Source organism: Deinococcus deserti VCD115 (assembly GCF_000020685.1).
Taxonomy (GTDB): domain Bacteria; phylum Deinococcota; class Deinococci; order Deinococcales; family Deinococcaceae; genus Deinococcus; species Deinococcus deserti.
Window position 1 is genome coordinate 176,753 of the sequence record NC_012528.1, and the last position, 15,777, is coordinate 192,529.

A 15,777-nucleotide genomic window follows, 5' to 3' on the forward strand; every position below is an offset into this window, starting at 1 on the left:
TTGGTTGACCACCCAGTTCAAGCTGGCTCAGCGGGTGTGTTCGAGCAGACGCTCACGGACGAGTGGAGCCACTTCCTGGCCAAGCAACTCGATGGCGCGCAGCATCCGCTCATGCGTCATCACCACGTTCGTCATCTGGAACGTGAGGCGCGAGACGCCCCCCAGCACCTCATTCACGTGCAACACCTTGTCCACCACCTCCTGAACACCCCCGATCAGGTACGCCCCGGCCGGACCACACTCCGCATCGAACCGGGCGCGTGACGGCGCCGGCCACCCCCGTTCACGGCCGATGGTCTCGATCATCCGCGCGTACCCCGGATAGAACGCGTCACGCGCCTCCTGCGACGTGGGAGCCACGAAACCAAACGCATGAACACCGACCCGCAGCGACTCCGCTGGATGCCCGGCCGCCAGACCAGCCTGCCGGTAGAGATCCACCAGCGGCCGGAAACGCCGGAAGCTCCCGCCGATGATCGCCACCATCAAGGGCAGCCCGAGCGTGCCCGCGCGCACGAACGATTCCGGGGTGCCGCCCACGCCAAGCCAGATGGGAAGCGACTCCTGCTGCGGACGCGGGTAAACGCCCTGACCAGTGAGCGGCGCGCGAAAACGCCCCTGCCAGTGCACCTGAGGGTCATCGCGAAGTTTGAGCAGCAACTCGAGTTTCTCGGCGAACAGCGCGTCGTAATCGTGCAGGTCAAGCCCAAACAAGGGGTAGGCTTCCACGAAGGAGCCGCGTCCCACGACGATCTCCGCACGGCCACGCGAGAGCAGGTCGAGGGTGGAGAACTGCTGAAAGACCCGGACAGGGTCGTCCGCGCTGAGGACCGTGACGGCGCTGTTCAGGCGGATGCCTTGGGTGCGCGATGCGGCGGCGGCGAGGATGATGGCGGGCGCAGCATCGAGGTACTCACGGCGGTGGTGTTCGCCGACGCCGAACGAGTCGAGACCGACCGCGTCGGCACGTTCGATTTCTTCGATGAGGTGGTTGAGGCGGTCTGCGCCTGAGAGAGTAAGGTTGGTGTCGGGATCAGTGACGGTGGCGGCGAACGAGTCAATGCCGATTTCCATGATGGGTCTCCTTAGACGTGGCTTTCGCCGTGTGGGTGAAGGGCAGCGCCGATACGCGCCTATCGTTCCTATTTCGCTGCTTTGATGTCGTCTCAGAGCGGCCCCGCTTCCCTCTCCCGCCGCATGTCATATGCGGTCGCGCGGCCGCCAGTGAGGTCAGGAGTTCACTGGCGGCCGCGCGACCGGCCCGGTTGGCACCGATGGTGGACGTGGACGGCCCGTATCCCACCAGGTGAATCCGGGGCTCGCTCGCCACCTGCGTGGCCAGGCGTCCGGTCATCACGATTCCATCCTCCGCGTCCGGCCTGCGCAACATCAGCGGAGCGAGATGATCAAGAGAACTGCGAAAGCCGGTACACCACAAAATCACGTCCGCATGCACTTCTGAACCATTCGCCCAGCGCACGCCATCCTCAGTGATCTCAGTGAACATGGGGTGGCGGCTCAGCACCCCCCGCGCCCGCATCTCTTCGACCGCGGGGGTCACCGGGAGTCCAGTGACAGACACGACCGATTGTGGACTCAGGCCGGCCCGGACCCGGTCCTCTACCAGGGCCACGGCGGCGCGGGCCGCCTGATCATCGAAGGGTCCCTCACGGAATACTGGGGGCTGGCGCGTCACCCAGGTGGTGGTGGTGACCTTGGAGATCTCGCCCAGCAGCTGAAGGGCTGAGATTCCCGCGCCCACGATCACGACGTGTTGACCCGCGAACGCCTGGGGGGTCCGGTAGTCCCGGGTGTGCAGATGCTGGCCCTGAAAGCGCTCCGCACCGGGGTACTCCGGGATATACGGGGCGTCCCAGGTACCGGTGGCGTTGATCAGGCCGCGCGCGGAGAATTCTCCCCGGTCGGTCTCCACCCTGAAGCGGTCACCGCGGCGGCTCACGAGGATGACCTTCACTGGCCGGAGCACACGAAGGCCGAAGGCTTGCTCATACGCCGCGAAATATCGCGGCACCGCGACCCTGGCCTGCACGTGGGTCTCGCCGGACGCCATGTCCGAGAAGGGCAGGCCCGGCAGATCATGGATGCGGTTGACGGTGCTCAGGGTCAGGCTCGGCCAGCGGAACTGCCATGCCCCTCCAGGGGCCGCCGCGGCGTCCAGGATGACGAATTTCTTGCGGGGTACGAGGCCGGCCTGCTTGAGGTGGTAGGCCGCAGAAAGGCCAGCCTGACCGCCCCCGATCACGACTATGTCGGTTTTGAGTGCCGCACCAGGGGGAGCCAGGCGGCCAGCCGGACCAGGGGTCATATCGGGGTCATCGTCAGTGGACGCTGGAGCCATGCGTGCAGTGGGCCCGATCCTGAGGGTAAGGTTCTGGATTCCGAAAAGGGAGGCGCACGCTGGCCGTGCGCCTCTCCTGTCCATGATGTGGTTGCCGTATTTACCGACGCAGGTGGACTTAGCGCCCGGGTAAGGGCCGACGGTGGTGGCTGCGCCCGTCAGGCCGGAGTCCTGAGAAGGCTTTACTGCGCTTTGAGCTTCTGGGTGATCTCGATCTGGCGGCGCACCTGATGGCGGATGGAGGCCTTGTCTGCTTCGCTCAGCGGTTCGCCGTTGGCGGTGACGCTGGCGCCGTAGGGGTTGCCGCCGGAAGCGAAGAGCACCGGATCGGTGTAGCCGGGAGGCGTCAGGATGGCGCCCCAGTGCATGGCGGTGATGTACAGCGTCTGGAGCGTGGTCTCCTGCCCGCCGTGGGGGTTCTGCGCGCTGGTCATGGCGCTGAAGGTCTTGTTGGCCAGGGCGCCGGTGCCCCACAGTCCACCCAGCGTGTCGATGTACGCGCGGATCTGGCTGGTGGCCCCACCGAACCGGGTGGGGGAGCTGAACAGGATCGCGTCGACGTTCTCCAGGTCAGCCGGCGTGGCTTCGGGAACGTGGGCGGTGCGTTCCTGCTGTGCCCTCCAGGCGTCCTGACCGTTCACGACTTCCTGGGGAGCCGTTTCGCGCGCCTTGACCAGGCGCACCTCGGCGCCGGACTCGCGGGCGGCTTCAGCAGCCACTTCGGCCATCTGGTGGTTGGTGCCGTAGGTCGAGTAGTACACGATGGTCATCCTGACGGGGCTGGGGGTGGTCACGGGGGACTCCTGGGGCGCATCCTGCGCCTGCGTGCGGGGGTAGAGGGCTTTGAGGAGGCGGTCGAGGAACGTCATGGGCCTGCCTTTGAATAGAGGTTGAAACGGGGGTCTGGCCTTGCTTGCGTACGCACTAGAACACTTTAATATTAAAGTGTCAAGGGAAGATCCTTCGACGTTTCCACTCCGTCCCTGACTGGTTCACGCAAAACGCCGTGTCAGTAACCCAAAAAAACCTACTGCAGGAGACGCAAGAGCCCTTCGAGCTGCTGGAGCTGGTCGGTGGTCAGCCCGGCGAACTGCGCCTCGTGGATGTCCACCACGACTGGAAGGGCCTGGTTCATCAGTGCGCTGCCCTCAGGGGTCAGGGACAGCCGTTTGGTTCGGCCTGCCACCTCCCGCCGGATCAGTCCACGACTCAGCAGGCGCTGCGCGTGATACGTCATATTTCCCTCTGTGAACAGCATGTGCTGAGCGAGTTCCTGTTGCGTGGCCCCGGGATGCGCCCGCACCACGGCCAGCAGGTCGAACTCGGTGGGCGTCAGCCCGAGAGGAGACAGCGCACTCTCAACATCCCGGATCTTGCCCTGAGTCAGACGTATCAGACGGCGCCACAGGCGAATAGACGGCTGCCGCAGCGCCTCGTCCACGTCCAGTGAGGCAGGCATCTCGGTCACGCGATCACTATACGGGCGCCATGCAGTCTCGGGACGAGCCCGCCACAGCCAGCTCCGGGGGACAGTGAACGACGAAGGGCGAACGCCTTCACCGTCCTTGTCTTGTGTACTCCGGACGTACTCCACGACAGAGGCCGCCCAGGTGAAGGCGGCGGGCAGGCCTCACCTCAGCCGTGTGGCTCTTGACTGCCCCGCGAATCAGGAGACTCCCGCGACTCGCGCGGCATAACCTGGCCGCGGCGTGTTCAACAGGCTGCCAGGCCATTTTTTCCTATGCAGCACACGAACCGTGCCACCGATGAACAGGAGATTCCAGCCGACCCCCATCAGCCATCCGCTCGTCACCCCTACCGTCCTGACCCAGGGAGTGCTGCTGCCTAAGCCGGAATGCTCGGTGCGCAAGCGGACTACAAAGCTATATGACCGTGCTTGACAGGGGAAGAACATGTAAGTATTATCATTACATGTTGAGCGGAGATCCACGAGCATGAACAGCCACTACGCGATGGCCGTCCACGTGCTGGCCCTGATCAACATGTACCCCGACAGCGCCCGCACGTCCGAAGACATCGCTGCCAGCATCGGCACCAACCCCGTCGTGGTGCGCAACGTCATCGGCCACCTGCGCCGCGCCGGGCTGCTCGATACGCGCCAGGGCGTCGCCGGAGCCCACCTGACCCGCGCCCCTCGTGACATCACCCTGCTGGACGTCTACCGCGCCGTGAACGCGCCAGCGTCCGTATTTAAGCTTCACGAACAGCCGAACCCACGATGCCCGGTCGGATCGAGAATTCAGGGCAGCCTGACCCAGGTGTTCGGCGAAGCGCAGGGGGCGTTGGAAGCGCATCTCGCATCGCTCACCCTCGAGGATGTGACGGGTGACCTGGCCCGGCGTGTCAGCTGATTTTTTTACCTAACATGTAAGCACTCGCGTTACACCTTCTCACTCAAGGAGTCCCCATGAACATCCTGCTCATCGGCGCCACCGGCTTTCTCGGCACCCGCATCCTCCACGAAGCCCTCAACCGCGGTCACACCGTCACGGCCCTCGTCCGCCGCGAACACGCCCTCACCCCCGCCCCGAACCTCCACATTGAAGTTGCCGACGCCAGCCTCCCCAGCGACGTCGCCCGCCTCGCCACCGGCACCGACGCCATCATCGCGTCTGTCAGCGCCCGGAAACCCGGCGACACCCCCATCCCCACCACCATCCAGGCCATCGCAGACGGCGCCCGCCAGGCCGGCACGCCCCGCCTGTTCGTGGTCGGCGGCGCCGGCAGCCTCGAAGTGGCCCCTGGCGTCGCGCTGATGGACGCCCCTGGCTTCCCCGACGCGTACCGCACCGAAGCCGAACAGCACGGTCAGGCGCTGGCCTTTCTGCGTGGCAGCGACCTGAACTGGACCTACCTCAGCCCCGCCGCTGAAATTGCACCCGGTGAACGCACCGGCACCTTCCGCCTGGGTGGCAACCAGTTCTTCACCGACGCCGAGGGGCGCAGCTTCATCACGGCCGAGGACTACGCGGTCGCCGTGCTCAACGAACTCGAACACCCCCAGCACGAGCGCCAGCGCTTCTCCATCGCGTACTGACCCTCACGAGGATCCTCATGTCTGATCTGCACCTCCTGTATGTCACCGACGCCTACTGCGGCTGGTGCTGGGGTTTCGCTCCAACCCTGAGCGCCTTCCACGCGCGGCACCCCCACCTTCCCCTGCGCCTGATCTCCGGCGGGCTGTTCACCGGCGAGAAGATCGCCCCCATAGCTGCCTACCCGCACATTCCCGGCGCGAACGACCGCATCACCCACCTCACTGGCGTCACGTTCGGCGACGCGTACCAGGCGCGCCTCCAGGAAGGCATCCTGGTCCTGAACTCCGATGACGCGGCCGCCGGCCTGGCCGCGCTGCGCGCCCTCGCCCCTGACCGGGCTCTGGAAGCCTTCCATGCCATCCAGCATGCGTTCTACATGGAAGGGCAGAGCCTGAGTGATCCCCGCACCTACCGCGCGGTCGCCCAGACCCTGAATCTCGACCCGGACGCCGCCGAAGCCGCATTCCATGGCCCGCAGGCCCGAACTGAAGCGGCGCAGGATTACCAGCTGGCCCGCACGCTGGGCGTAGACAGTTACCCGACCCTGCTGGCGCAACAAGACGGACAGCGCACGGTCCTCGCCCGTGGCGCGGCCACCGTGGAACAGGTTGAAACGCGCCTCCAGCGCGCCTTGAACCCAGCGACACCCTGACCATCAATCGTACCAGGCAGGGAGGGCATGTTGCCCTCCCTGCCTGGTGCCGTGATCATCACGCTGGCCCTCGTGGCCGTCACGGCAAACGCGGGTGGCCGCATGTCACCCCTGGTGGGCCTGACGTGGTCTCCACAAAGGCTCTGAGATGGCCAGCCGCTACAGCCGAGTACTCCGCCGGGACCGCAATACCAAATCCAGCAGACGCCGGGCTTCAGGCCGGACCACCACATCGCTGGGCACCACCACCACATACGACACCGTCACGTTCAGGGCCTCGATCAACACCGGACTGACCTGCCCCGCCTCGATTTCCAGTCTGGCCACGCTCGGCGGCAGAATGGTCACTCCCAGGCCACGCCCGACGGCCTCGCGCACGGCCGTGAGGCTTCCCAGTTCGAACTGGACGGCGGGCAGCACGGTGGCCTCATTCAGCAGACGCTCAGCGTGCCGGGCCACGGTCGAGCCCACCATCGGCCAGAGGAAGACCTCCTGGGCGGCAGCCAGCAATGGTGTAGAGCCCCGGTCCTCCAGCGGGTGCCCGGCCGGGACCAGGAGACACAGGTCCTCAGCACTGAACCGGTGGCCCTCCAGCCCAGCCGGTAAGGGTCCGGGTGGCTGGACAATCAACGCCGCGTCAGAGGCTCCCGAAGCGACCGCCTCCATCAGGCTCGTGGAATGCCCGCTGGTGACCCGGACTTCGTGCCCGGCCTCATGGGCGCCGGACACCAGGCTGACGGCCTGCCCGCTGAGCGTCCACGACAGGCCCAGGCGGAGGGGGCGGGTGCGGGCCTGGCGGGTCCGGAGGTGCTCCGCAGCACCAGAGAGCGTCGTCGCGATCACGCGGGCGTACCCCAGCAGGTCCTGCCCGGCTTCCGTCAGCGTGATGCCGTACGCCGTGCGGGTGTAGAGCCGCTCGCCCACCACGTCCTGAAGCGCCTTGAGCTGACCGCTGACGGCCGGCTGGCTGAGCCGCAGCGCCTCGGCCGCGCGGCTGATGTTGCCGTACTCTGCCACGACACTGAACGTCACCAGGTAGTCCGGATCCAGGCGCATCCACCCAGCATACGCGGGCCCACTCCAGTAGTTATCTGATTTTCCGATAACTGAACGCAGGTCTGCTTTCTTGTTCATGCCGGAGCCATTCCGTAGCGTGAGTTTAGCCCGGTGAAACCGGCCCTGAGGGAGAAAATGACCAATTCAACTGCACCGACACCCTACGCCCGCGACGTCCTCGTGAGCACCGCCTGGGTTGCCCAACACCTTGGAGACCCCACCGTCCGCCTCATCGAAGTGAATGAGGACATCCTGCTGTACGACACCGGTCACCTCCCCGGCGCCCTCAAGATCGACTGGCAGATAGACTTCTGGCACCCCGTGATGCGGGACTTCATCACCCCCAAGGAAGTCAGCGCCCTGCTGGGCCGCCTGGGCATCCGGGAATACGACCAGATCATCCTGTACGGCGACAAAAGCAACTGGTGGGCCGCCTACGCGTTCTGGTTCCTGTCCTACAGCGGCGTGCAGAACCTCAAACTAATGGACGGCGGGCGCCAGAAGTGGATGGCTGAGGGCCGCGAAGTCACCACCGACGTTCCTGAAGTCAGGCCGACGGTGTATCCCGCGTTGCAGTGCGATGAAAGCATCCGGGCATACCGCGAAGACGTGCTGGCCCACCTTGACGGGGTGCAGGCTGGTCGCGGCGCCCTGCTTGACATCCGCAGCCCCGACGAGTTCTCCGGCAAGGTCACGCACATGGCCAACTACCCGCAGGAAGGCGTGCTGCGCGGCGGCCACATTCCCGGCGCCCGAAATGTTCCGTGGGCGAAAGCCGCGAATGAGGACGGCACCTTCAAAAGCGTCGAAGAGCTGCGGGCCCTGTACGAGGGTGAAGGGGTCACCCCGGACAAGGACGTCATCGCGTACTGCCGCATCGCGGAGCGCAGCAGCCACTCCTGGTTCGCCCTGACGCAGCTGCTCGGCTACCCGCGCGTCAGGAATTACGACGGCAGCTGGACCGAATGGGGCAACGCGGTCGGGCTCCCCATCGAGAAAACTTACGTTCCTGAGTGAACCTCCCCCTCGCGTGGCCACCCTCCGGGGGAGACCAGCTGACCTTCACCCGTCTGGTGCTCTTCCCTGTGGTCCACGCCCTGAAAGGAGTCCGGTGACCGTCCCGTCCCCTTCGCCTGCCGCCCGTCCCTGGACCACGTCCGCGTTGCTGGCCCTGCTCGCCGTCCTTCTCCTGCTGGGCAGCGCGTGGGCTTACGCGCGAATCCGCAGTCCCTTCCCCTATTACGGCACCGCGTACACCCCGCCCGTGGCCGCGCAGCCGTTCCAGGGCACGGACCACACCGGCCAGCCCTACACGTTCACACCAGGCAGTACGGGTCGCACGACCGCCGTGTTTTTCGGATTCACCCATTGCCCGAACATCTGTCCGCTCAGCCTGGCGTACCTCGAAAAAGCCCGGCAGGCCCTGACCCCGCAGGAACGCCAACAGCTGGACATCGTGCTGGTCAGCGTCGACCCCGCGCGCGACACTCCCGAGCGCCTTGGGGCGTATGTGGAGTTCTTCGGGACCGCCACCGGCGTTCACATCCCTGAACCCGCGCTGGCCAGAACCGCGCAAGCGTACGGGGTGGCGTACCAGCAGGTGAAGCTTGACGGCGGCGCCGGGTATCAGGTGAATCACACGCCCGCCACGTACCTGGTCGACGGGTCTGGTACCTTGCGCGTCCTGTGGGACTACACCCAGCTCACGCAGGTGGACCGCGTGGTCCGCGATCTCCGCCACGTCCTGGAGAACCCGCTCCCATGACGGCGGCACCGGCCAACCTGAATCCCACCCTGCTGGATCTGCTCTCCCTACGCTTTGATCCTGGAGTGTGGCTGCCCATCCTGGCGATCACCGGCGTGTACCTCTGGCATGCGCAGCGCGCCCGCCGGTCATGGGTGGGACGGGCCGGCTGGCCTGCCTGGAGGACCGGACTGTTCCTGCTGGGCATGCTCCTGCTGCTCGTGGCCACGCAATCGGCCGCCGCGACCGTCACACAGAGCAGTATGGCGGTGTACATGGCGCGCCTGATGGTCCTGGCGGAAGTGGTGCCGCCCTTGCTGGTGTTGGGTCTGCCGCGCACGCTGCGGCCCCACCCCGACCGTCCGCTGGGCCGGGCGCTGAGCGTGCTGCTTGACCCCTGGGTCGCGCTGGCGGTGTGGACGGCCGTCATCACCTACTGGAACGTCCCGGCGGGGTTCAACGCTTCCGTGGTGTCCAACACGGCCGAAGCGCTGCTGCCGACCCTGTACCTGCTCAGCAGCCTGATGGTGTGGGCGGTCGTGCTCAGACCCCTGCCTACCGTGCAACCCGCCAACATCGGCTCCCGCGGCTGGTTCGGCCTGCTCGCGGCACTGCCGATGATGGCGGTCGCGGGCGTGTGGCTGAATGCGCCGGACGTGCTGTACGCCCCGTACGTGGCCGCGTTGTGCCTGTGGGATCTGACGCCACTCCAGAATCAGCAGCTCAGCGGCTGGATCATGATGATGGCCGGCATCCCGGCGATGTGCGTAGCACTGATGCAGCTCATGGCCTGGTTGATCCAGCTGGCCGACGGCGACGCGACCCCTAAAGCCCGTGGGTAGATCCTGCACCCGTGCCCTCCCGGTCGACCTTCGGCGGCACCTCGTGAGGACCGCGGCGCACCCTGAACTGCCCTGGCGGAACCTGCTGACCGTCTTGGTGCTGGCGGCCGCATTTGCCTTTCCGTTTCGGGCCACCCCGGGTGGAGCGTCCTCACCCGGGATCGGTTCTGAAACGCTTTCGCAGGCTGCCCCTGGGAATGCCACCGGACACGCACCACATGAACCGCGGGCGGGCTGGACGTCCGGAACCAACGGGCATCCGCATCCCCACTGTCTGTTCTGCCTGACCCAGGCGTTCGCCCTGGCGGTGGGAGCGCCCTGGGCAGCCGGTGGACACCTCGGCGCGGTGCCAGCACCCCAACCGTCCTGGCCTGTCGTTCGCCTCCTGACGGCCCGGCAGGCAGATGCGCGGGCACCTCCAGCGGAGGTCTGCACCACCTGTTCCCGTCCCACGCGCCCATTTCATCAACCAGGAGTTGTTTATGTCCATTGTCCTGCGCGCCGCGTCCCTGCTGGCCGCTCTGCTGCTGTCCGCCGCCGGTGCCCACGCCACCATCCGCACGGAAGGCGGCCTGACCGAAAGCAAGGCAGGCGCTTCTGAAACCTACCGGCTGAACGTCCCCACGGAGAAAGCCATCAGCACCACCCAGGTGCGCCTGATCGTGCCGGCCGGCGTGACCCTCAGCCGGTTCCAGGTCACGCCTGGGTTTACCCGCACCGTGACCACCAATGCTGCCGGCCTGGTCACGGAAGTTATCTGGAAGGGCCGCATCGGCCCCATGGAATACGCCCGGTTTTTCTTCCAGGCGGTCAACCCTGAGCAGCCGGGTTCCATAACCTGGAAGGTGTACCAGACCTACAGTGACGGGTCCGTGGTGGCCTGGGACGACAGTGATCCCAGCCAGGCTCCTGCCAGCAGAACCACCGTCAAGTAAACCGGGAGGCACCTTCCCCCTGCCTTCTCGTCCTGCCAAGGAGCATCCCATGATCCGTTTCTCGCTGCTGGCTCTCCTGCTGGCCATGCCCGGTGCGTCGGCGCACACGGCCGTCACCTCAGTCACTCCTGCCGCGAACACTACGGTCGCCGCCCCCGGCGCGGTCAGGATCTCGTTCAGTGAGCCGGTCAACCTGCGCTTCTCGACGTTCAAGGTCTACCCGCTCAAGGCCACCGGCACCACCCTGACCCAGGCCGCGAAACGCCTGGCACCGGTGGCCCTCGCCGCCCGCGACGACGCGTCCGTCCGGGCCGACACCGCCCCGATACTGACGGGGAGAGCCGCGCGCGTCACCCTGCCGCTGAAACCCAACCTGCCGGCCGGGCCTTACCTGATCGTGTGGCGGGTCCTGTCGGAAGATGGCCATCCGGTCACCGGACACCACCATTTCCACGTGAAATGACCGCTGGATTCGCGCATTTTCTGATGTTTCTGGCTGTGGCCGTGCTGCTGGCCGCCAGCCTGGTGTGGAGACGGTTGGCCCCTCATGGTCTGACCCTCCCTCGCCACCCGTTCGCGTGGCTGGGTGCCGGGTTCTGGCTGATGCTGACTGGACTCGCGCTGAACGTTGCTGCCACGCTGAGTGCCCTTGGATTCACGACTCCTGGTGACGTGATCGACTACCTGCTGACGACTGGACCAGGCCGGGCTGCCCTGGTGACCTTATTGGGCACGACGTTGCTGCTGGTGGCGGAGGTGGGTGAATGGTCCGCCCCGGTAGCCCGAAGTGGCGCCGCCGCGGGCGTCACCGTGATGTTGTGGGGCCTGGCCGGCCTGGGGCATGGCGCGGATCATGAGAGCGTGCTGGTGCGCGCCGCACACGCCCTGCATAGCGGGGCGATGGGCGGCTGGGTAGGCGGGATGCTGATGCTGGTCGTCGGACGTCCAACCCACTGGACGCGGATGGCCCGCGCTTTCTCACCGCTGGCCCTGACGTGTGTGGTTGTGCTGGGTGTGAGTGGGGTGCTGATGGGCGTCTCCCACGCGGGCCCACCTGGACAATGGACCGCCAGCCCGTACGGCCGCACGCTGCTGCTCAAGCTGTTGGCGGTGCTGGGCGTGCTGACAGCTGCATGGCGCGTGCGGCGCCACCGGTCAGACCGCCCCGCGGACGTCCCCTTCCTGGCGTTGCGTGTGGAACTGGGCCTGCTCCTGGTGGTGCTGGTCCTCACGGCTGTACTGGTGATCAGCGCGTCCCCGACCCACGGCTGATGCCCTTCCCAGGGTGCGGGCGGCGCGCGAGGCGCGAGCTGCGTGCCGGGCGGCCTGCCTTGTTCAAACTCACCAGCCGGAAGCTGCCGCTACGCTCAGGAACTCCAGTCACGTAAGGGCATCACCCTTCCCTGGCGCAAGCAGAATCCCGGGAGAGCCGGTGGACACTGCGGGGCAGATTCCACACCAGACAAAGGTGTCACCGCGTTCTGGCGGGTCGCGAAGCGCAGCAGCCTCTCCTGGCTGGCCATGACGCAGCGTCTCGCTGGACGCGCCTGCCTGTTATCGGCATTTCCAATAACGTTACCCCTGCCCGCTTTCTTGAGGCGTCCGGCACCTGGCGGTAGGCTGAGCACGTCAGAACCCGAGGTCAGGATGATGCGAACGCCCACCACCACGCCCTACGCCCACGATGTCCTTGTTGATACAACCTGGCTCGAACAGCACCTTGAAGATCCCACGGTCCGCATTCTTGAGGCCAGTGAGGACACCTTGCTGTAAGGCGCTGGTCATGTGCCGGGCGCGGTGCAGCTGGACTGCCGGGCTGACCTGTGGGATCCGGTCATCCGCGATTTCGTGTCTCCTGAAGCCTTCGCGGCCCTGATGGGGCGGCTGGGAATCACGCCTGATACGACCGTGGTGCTGTACGGCGACAAAAGCAACTGGTGGGCGACGTACGCCTTCTGGGTCCTGCGGTACTGCGGCCATGAGCGCGTCCGGCTGGTCAATGGTGGCCGGCAGAAACTGATGACCGACGGGTTCGACCTGACCGACGAGATACCAGACGTTCAACCCTGCACCTACCCGGTGCAGGAGCGCAACGAACAGCTGCGCATCTACCGGGATGAAGTGCAGCATCACATCCACGCAGTGCGTGCCGGCCGGGGGGCCCTGGTCGATGTTCGCAGTCCGGATGAATACGCCGGGCACGTGACGCACATGCCGGAGTACCCGCAGGAAGGCGTGCTGCGAGGCGGTCACATTCCAGGGGCTGTCAATCTGCCCTGGGCCATGGCGGTCAAGCACGACGGCACCTTCAAGGCCGCAGATCAGCTGCGGCGCATGTACGAGAAGGCGGACGTCACCCCTGACCGGATGGTGGTGACGTACTGCCGTATTGCGGAGCGCAGCAGCCACACCTGGTTCGTCCTGACGCAACTGCTCGGCTATCCCGACGTGCGGAATTACGACGGCAGCTGGACCGAGTGGGGCAACGCGGTGGGCGTCCCCATCGAGACTGCACCTCGCTGAAAGAAGACTGAACTCGAAGCTGACGCCTGAGGTGAAGCCCACCCGGTGTCCTGACACCTGCCCGCGGCTGATGGGCAGAGGAGGAACGATATGGACCTGGAATCCTGGACCCCGAAAGACAAAGCCCGACGCCTGGCGGTGCTGGTCGCGCTGTATCTCTCGACGATGCTGATGGTGGTGAGTGTGCTCGCACTCAAATGGCCGTGGTTTGTGGCGCCCCTGGTAGGGGCCGTCGGCTACGCAGTGGCATTTTATGTGGCCTACGCCATCCTGCGGAACACATTCCGCAGGTAAGCGGAGGCGTGACGTACCCAGGGCGCCAGGCTCCGAAATGATCTGAAGCGCGTCTCAGCGCTCCACCACGCGGTCCTCGTCGAGGCAAAACGGCCATCCCGGCGACCTTGAGTACGCCGGGATACAGCTGGCGGCAGTACAGCGCCACTGAATTTTCTTCAGCGATCACGCGCTTCACTTCATCGTGCTTGCTGGGGTACTCGCGTGCCATCCGTTCTGAGTACTGGACGAAGCCTTCCAGGGTGTTCTCGACGTGCGGGTTCTGCCGGATGTAGTTTGCGCCCGCGTAACTTCTGGTCGGGCGTTGCTGGTTGAGCATCAGGTCATGGAAGGAGAGGACTCGGCGCGTGTTTCACTCGAGGATGCCAGTCATTCAGGGACCTTCAGCGGGCTCAGGAGTGAACAAATGGAGCCGCCCTCCCAGGATGAGTGGGAAGGCGACCTTTGCCTATGGCCTGGGCTTGAGATCAGTGCTTCAGAATTTGCCGTTGCCGTTCTTCCACTCGCTGCGCGCAGGAATGGTTTCGACGGTGTCCCAGTGCTCGGCAATCTTGCCATTCTCCACGCGGAAGAGGTCATAGAAGCTGGTGGGCTTCCCGCCGAGGGTGCCCTCGCTCATGACGAGGACGAAGTTACCTTCACCGAGGACCTTATGAACTTTGGTGTACCGCATGGTGACGCCCACTTTCGCCATCGCGTCGAGGGCCGCGCCGAGGCCGCTGAGACCGTCGGCAATCTGGGGGTGGTGCTGGATGTACCGGTCGCCGTCGAAGTAGGCGGTGAGCTTGTCCATGCGGCCGTGGACGAGGATGTCGTCGACGAAGCGCGCGACAAGTTGTTTGTTCCGCTGGGTGTGCTGAAGGTCGGTGGCGGTGGTGGGGCCGTCAATCATGGTGTGCCCGCTGGGGTTGGGGCCTGTGGGAGTCTGCTGGACGTTGTTCCAGTGCTCGACGATCCGGCCGTTCTCGAAGCGGAAGACATCAATGCCGATCTTGGGGCCGAAGAAGTTGTAGTCGGTGTGGGTGAAGACGTGGTTGCCGTCCTGGAAGACGCGGACGGTGTTGACGCGGGCACTGCCCGCCGGGAGGGCCTGGAGCAGGGCACGGTAGCCTGTGAGACCATCCGCAGCGCCGAGGATGTGGTGAGTGTAGTTCTGGGGGTTGATCACGGCGAAGGGGGCGGAGGCACCGGTTTCGATGGCTTTGAGGACGTCGATGACCTGTTGCTTGGGGGTGCTCATGGTGGCGCTCCTGTTCGCGGGAGACTTGAGGGCCGCAGGCTTGGTGGATGCGGGACCGCCGCCACCGAGGACGGCGGCTGTAGCGGTGGCGTTGAGGAGGAGGGCTGTGATAGCCAGAAAACGGGTCTTGTTCATGATTTCCTTTCAAATCTTGTAATGATTTTCTTTACAGGTGGTGTAAAAAAAATCAGAGGGCCAGCTGGACGAGATCAGCCATGATGTCTGCGAGGGTCACTGTCGCAAGGTGGTCTTCCATCGCCTGCTGCGCGTTTCCGAGGACCGTTGTCAGAGCCGCCTGAATGTTCCCGCCGACCGGGCACTGCGGGTGAGGCTGGTCATGCAGCTTGAACACAAGTTCTGGTGCATTGACCGCGTGGTAAACGTCGAGCAGGGTGATGGCTTCGGGCGGGCGGATGAGCCGTGCGCCTGGAGAGCCTTGGCGGGTATCGAGCAGTCCGGCCTTGCGCAGGAGACTCATAACATTACGGACGACGACGGGATTGACGCCGACGCTGGCGGCGATTTCGTCACTGGTACGGGCGTTGTGGGGGTACAGGCTGATGAGGGTGAGGATGTGGACGGCGATGGCGTACTGGCTGTTCATAAATCCCTCCCTTTCAAACCTGTAACAATTTTAATTACAAGAGGTGAAATTGTCAAGCACTTCCAAAAATGAGCGGCCAGTTTCCTGGACCCGCCGCGCGCCGGACGTAACGTGCTCTGGCCAAAGCCTGGCCGTTCCGGTAGCGTTCTGATGCCCGCCCATAGGTGTTCCACCATGAGGGCCCGGGCCTTGAGCCACGCTCAGGGGATCGCGCTGTTGAACTGATGCGTACCGGTGCCATCATTGACGTCTCGCCGTTCGACCGCAGCAGGAGGGATGCAGGCACGCACACCTGCAAAGGCCCCTCGCACGTTCACACGCAGGATCGTGTCGATCCATTTATCGCTCAGGCGATCTAGGTCCGCGTGCGGCACGGGCGTGGTGACCCCGCCAGGTCAGATCGTTTTTCCCTGATGAGGGACTCCGGTGTCCCGGTTAATGAGCAGGACTGAACTCAGGAGCGCACACG

The 15,777-nt window shown here is 65.3% G+C and carries 17 protein-coding genes and 1 pseudogene; 11 read left to right on the forward strand and 7 right to left on the reverse strand.

The genetic code is table 11. From position 1 onward, the window contains the following. Positions 1 to 27: 27 nt before the first annotated feature. From DEIDE_RS16815 to DEIDE_RS16830, 4 genes are all read right to left on the reverse strand, one after another. Positions 28 to 1,074 carry an Atu2307/SP_0267 family LLM class monooxygenase gene (locus tag DEIDE_RS16815; RefSeq protein ID WP_012694933.1) on the reverse strand — a complete coding sequence of 349 codons (1,047 nt, stop codon included), beginning with the start codon at positions 1,072 to 1,074 and terminating at the stop codon, positions 28 to 30. Continuing rightward, positions 1,058 to 2,326, reverse strand: coding sequence for an NAD(P)-binding domain-containing protein (locus DEIDE_RS16820; protein WP_162485773.1), 1,269 nt, complete (start codon positions 2,324 to 2,326; stop codon positions 1,058 to 1,060). Before DEIDE_RS16820 ends, DEIDE_RS16815 begins: the two co-directional genes overlap by 17 nt. Before the next feature lie 215 nt (positions 2,327 to 2,541). Next, positions 2,542 to 3,129 (reverse strand): NAD(P)H:quinone oxidoreductase, encoded by a 588-nt coding sequence (wrbA, locus tag DEIDE_RS16825; protein ID WP_041228176.1) that lies wholly within the window; start codon positions 3,127 to 3,129, stop codon positions 2,542 to 2,544. Between the two features lie 257 nt (positions 3,130 to 3,386). Then, entirely contained in the window at positions 3,387 to 3,818 is a 432-nt protein-coding gene (locus tag DEIDE_RS16830; RefSeq protein ID WP_012694936.1) for a MarR family winged helix-turn-helix transcriptional regulator, read from the reverse strand. 496 nt (positions 3,819 to 4,314) lie between these two features. Between DEIDE_RS16830 and DEIDE_RS16835 the strand changes: the two genes are divergently transcribed. Genes DEIDE_RS16835 through DEIDE_RS16845 form a run of 3 tightly spaced genes read left to right on the forward strand, consistent with a single transcriptional unit; the run spans position 4,315 to position 6,070 of the window. Further along, entirely contained in the window at positions 4,315 to 4,731 is a 417-nt protein-coding gene (locus DEIDE_RS16835; protein ID WP_012694937.1) for an Rrf2 family transcriptional regulator, read from the forward strand. 56 nt (positions 4,732 to 4,787) lie between these two features. Continuing rightward, positions 4,788 to 5,417 carry an NAD(P)-dependent oxidoreductase gene (locus tag DEIDE_RS16840; protein WP_012694938.1) on the forward strand — a complete coding sequence of 210 codons (630 nt, stop codon included), beginning with the start codon at positions 4,788 to 4,790 and terminating at the stop codon, positions 5,415 to 5,417. Between the two features lie 17 nt (positions 5,418 to 5,434). Beyond that, positions 5,435 to 6,070, forward strand: a complete 636-nt coding sequence (locus DEIDE_RS16845; RefSeq protein WP_012694939.1) for a DsbA family protein — start codon at positions 5,435 to 5,437, stop codon at positions 6,068 to 6,070. Positions 6,071 to 6,229: 159 nt separating this feature from the next. On the opposite strand, the gene DEIDE_RS16850 is transcribed toward DEIDE_RS16845, so the two are convergent. Beyond that, entirely contained in the window at positions 6,230 to 7,126 is an 897-nt protein-coding gene (locus tag DEIDE_RS16850) for a LysR family transcriptional regulator (RefSeq protein WP_012694940.1), read from the reverse strand. A 135-nt stretch (positions 7,127 to 7,261) separates the two neighbouring features. Between DEIDE_RS16850 and DEIDE_RS16855 the strand changes: the two genes are divergently transcribed. The 8 genes and pseudogenes from DEIDE_RS16855 (at position 7,262) to DEIDE_RS16890 (ending at position 13,464) form a co-directional block, all read left to right on the forward strand. Then, entirely contained in the window at positions 7,262 to 8,143 is an 882-nt protein-coding gene (locus DEIDE_RS16855) for a sulfurtransferase (RefSeq protein ID WP_012694941.1), read from the forward strand. A gap of 94 nt (positions 8,144 to 8,237) precedes the next feature. After that, positions 8,238 to 8,891, forward strand: a complete 654-nt coding sequence (locus tag DEIDE_RS16860; RefSeq protein ID WP_012694942.1) for an SCO family protein — start codon at positions 8,238 to 8,240, stop codon at positions 8,889 to 8,891. After that, positions 8,888 to 9,712 (forward strand): cytochrome c oxidase assembly protein, encoded by an 825-nt coding sequence (locus DEIDE_RS16865; protein WP_012694943.1) that lies wholly within the window; start codon positions 8,888 to 8,890, stop codon positions 9,710 to 9,712. The genes DEIDE_RS16860 and DEIDE_RS16865 overlap by 4 nt, the downstream gene beginning before the upstream one ends. 482 nt (positions 9,713 to 10,194) lie before the next feature. After that, positions 10,195 to 10,647 carry a DUF1775 domain-containing protein gene (locus DEIDE_RS16870; protein ID WP_012694944.1) on the forward strand — a complete coding sequence of 151 codons (453 nt, stop codon included), beginning with the start codon at positions 10,195 to 10,197 and terminating at the stop codon, positions 10,645 to 10,647. Between the two features lie 49 nt (positions 10,648 to 10,696). Continuing rightward, positions 10,697 to 11,110, forward strand: a complete 414-nt coding sequence (locus DEIDE_RS16875; protein ID WP_012694945.1) for a copper resistance CopC family protein — start codon at positions 10,697 to 10,699, stop codon at positions 11,108 to 11,110. Next, positions 11,107 to 11,919 carry a CopD family protein gene (locus DEIDE_RS16880; protein ID WP_012694946.1) on the forward strand — a complete coding sequence of 271 codons (813 nt, stop codon included), beginning with the start codon at positions 11,107 to 11,109 and terminating at the stop codon, positions 11,917 to 11,919. Before DEIDE_RS16875 ends, DEIDE_RS16880 begins: the two co-directional genes overlap by 4 nt. Positions 11,920 to 12,297: 378 nt before the next feature. Next, positions 12,298 to 13,170, forward strand: a pseudogene (locus DEIDE_RS16885) (sulfurtransferase). Between the two features lie 90 nt (positions 13,171 to 13,260). Beyond that, on the forward strand, positions 13,261 to 13,464 hold the full coding sequence (locus DEIDE_RS16890; protein ID WP_012694948.1) for a hypothetical protein: 204 nt from the start codon (positions 13,261 to 13,263) through the stop codon (positions 13,462 to 13,464). 475 nt (positions 13,465 to 13,939) lie between these two features. On the opposite strand, the gene DEIDE_RS16895 is transcribed toward DEIDE_RS16890, so the two are convergent. Both DEIDE_RS16895 and DEIDE_RS16900 read right to left on the reverse strand, forming a co-directional pair. After that, complete coding sequence (locus DEIDE_RS16895; RefSeq protein WP_041228178.1) at positions 13,940 to 14,704, reverse strand: nuclear transport factor 2 family protein; 765 nt, start codon at positions 14,702 to 14,704, stop codon at positions 13,940 to 13,942. Positions 14,705 to 14,891: 187 nt separating this feature from the next. Next, positions 14,892 to 15,308, reverse strand: coding sequence for an Rrf2 family transcriptional regulator (locus tag DEIDE_RS16900; RefSeq protein WP_012694950.1), 417 nt, complete (start codon positions 15,306 to 15,308; stop codon positions 14,892 to 14,894). Positions 15,309 to 15,777 lie beyond the last annotated feature (469 nt).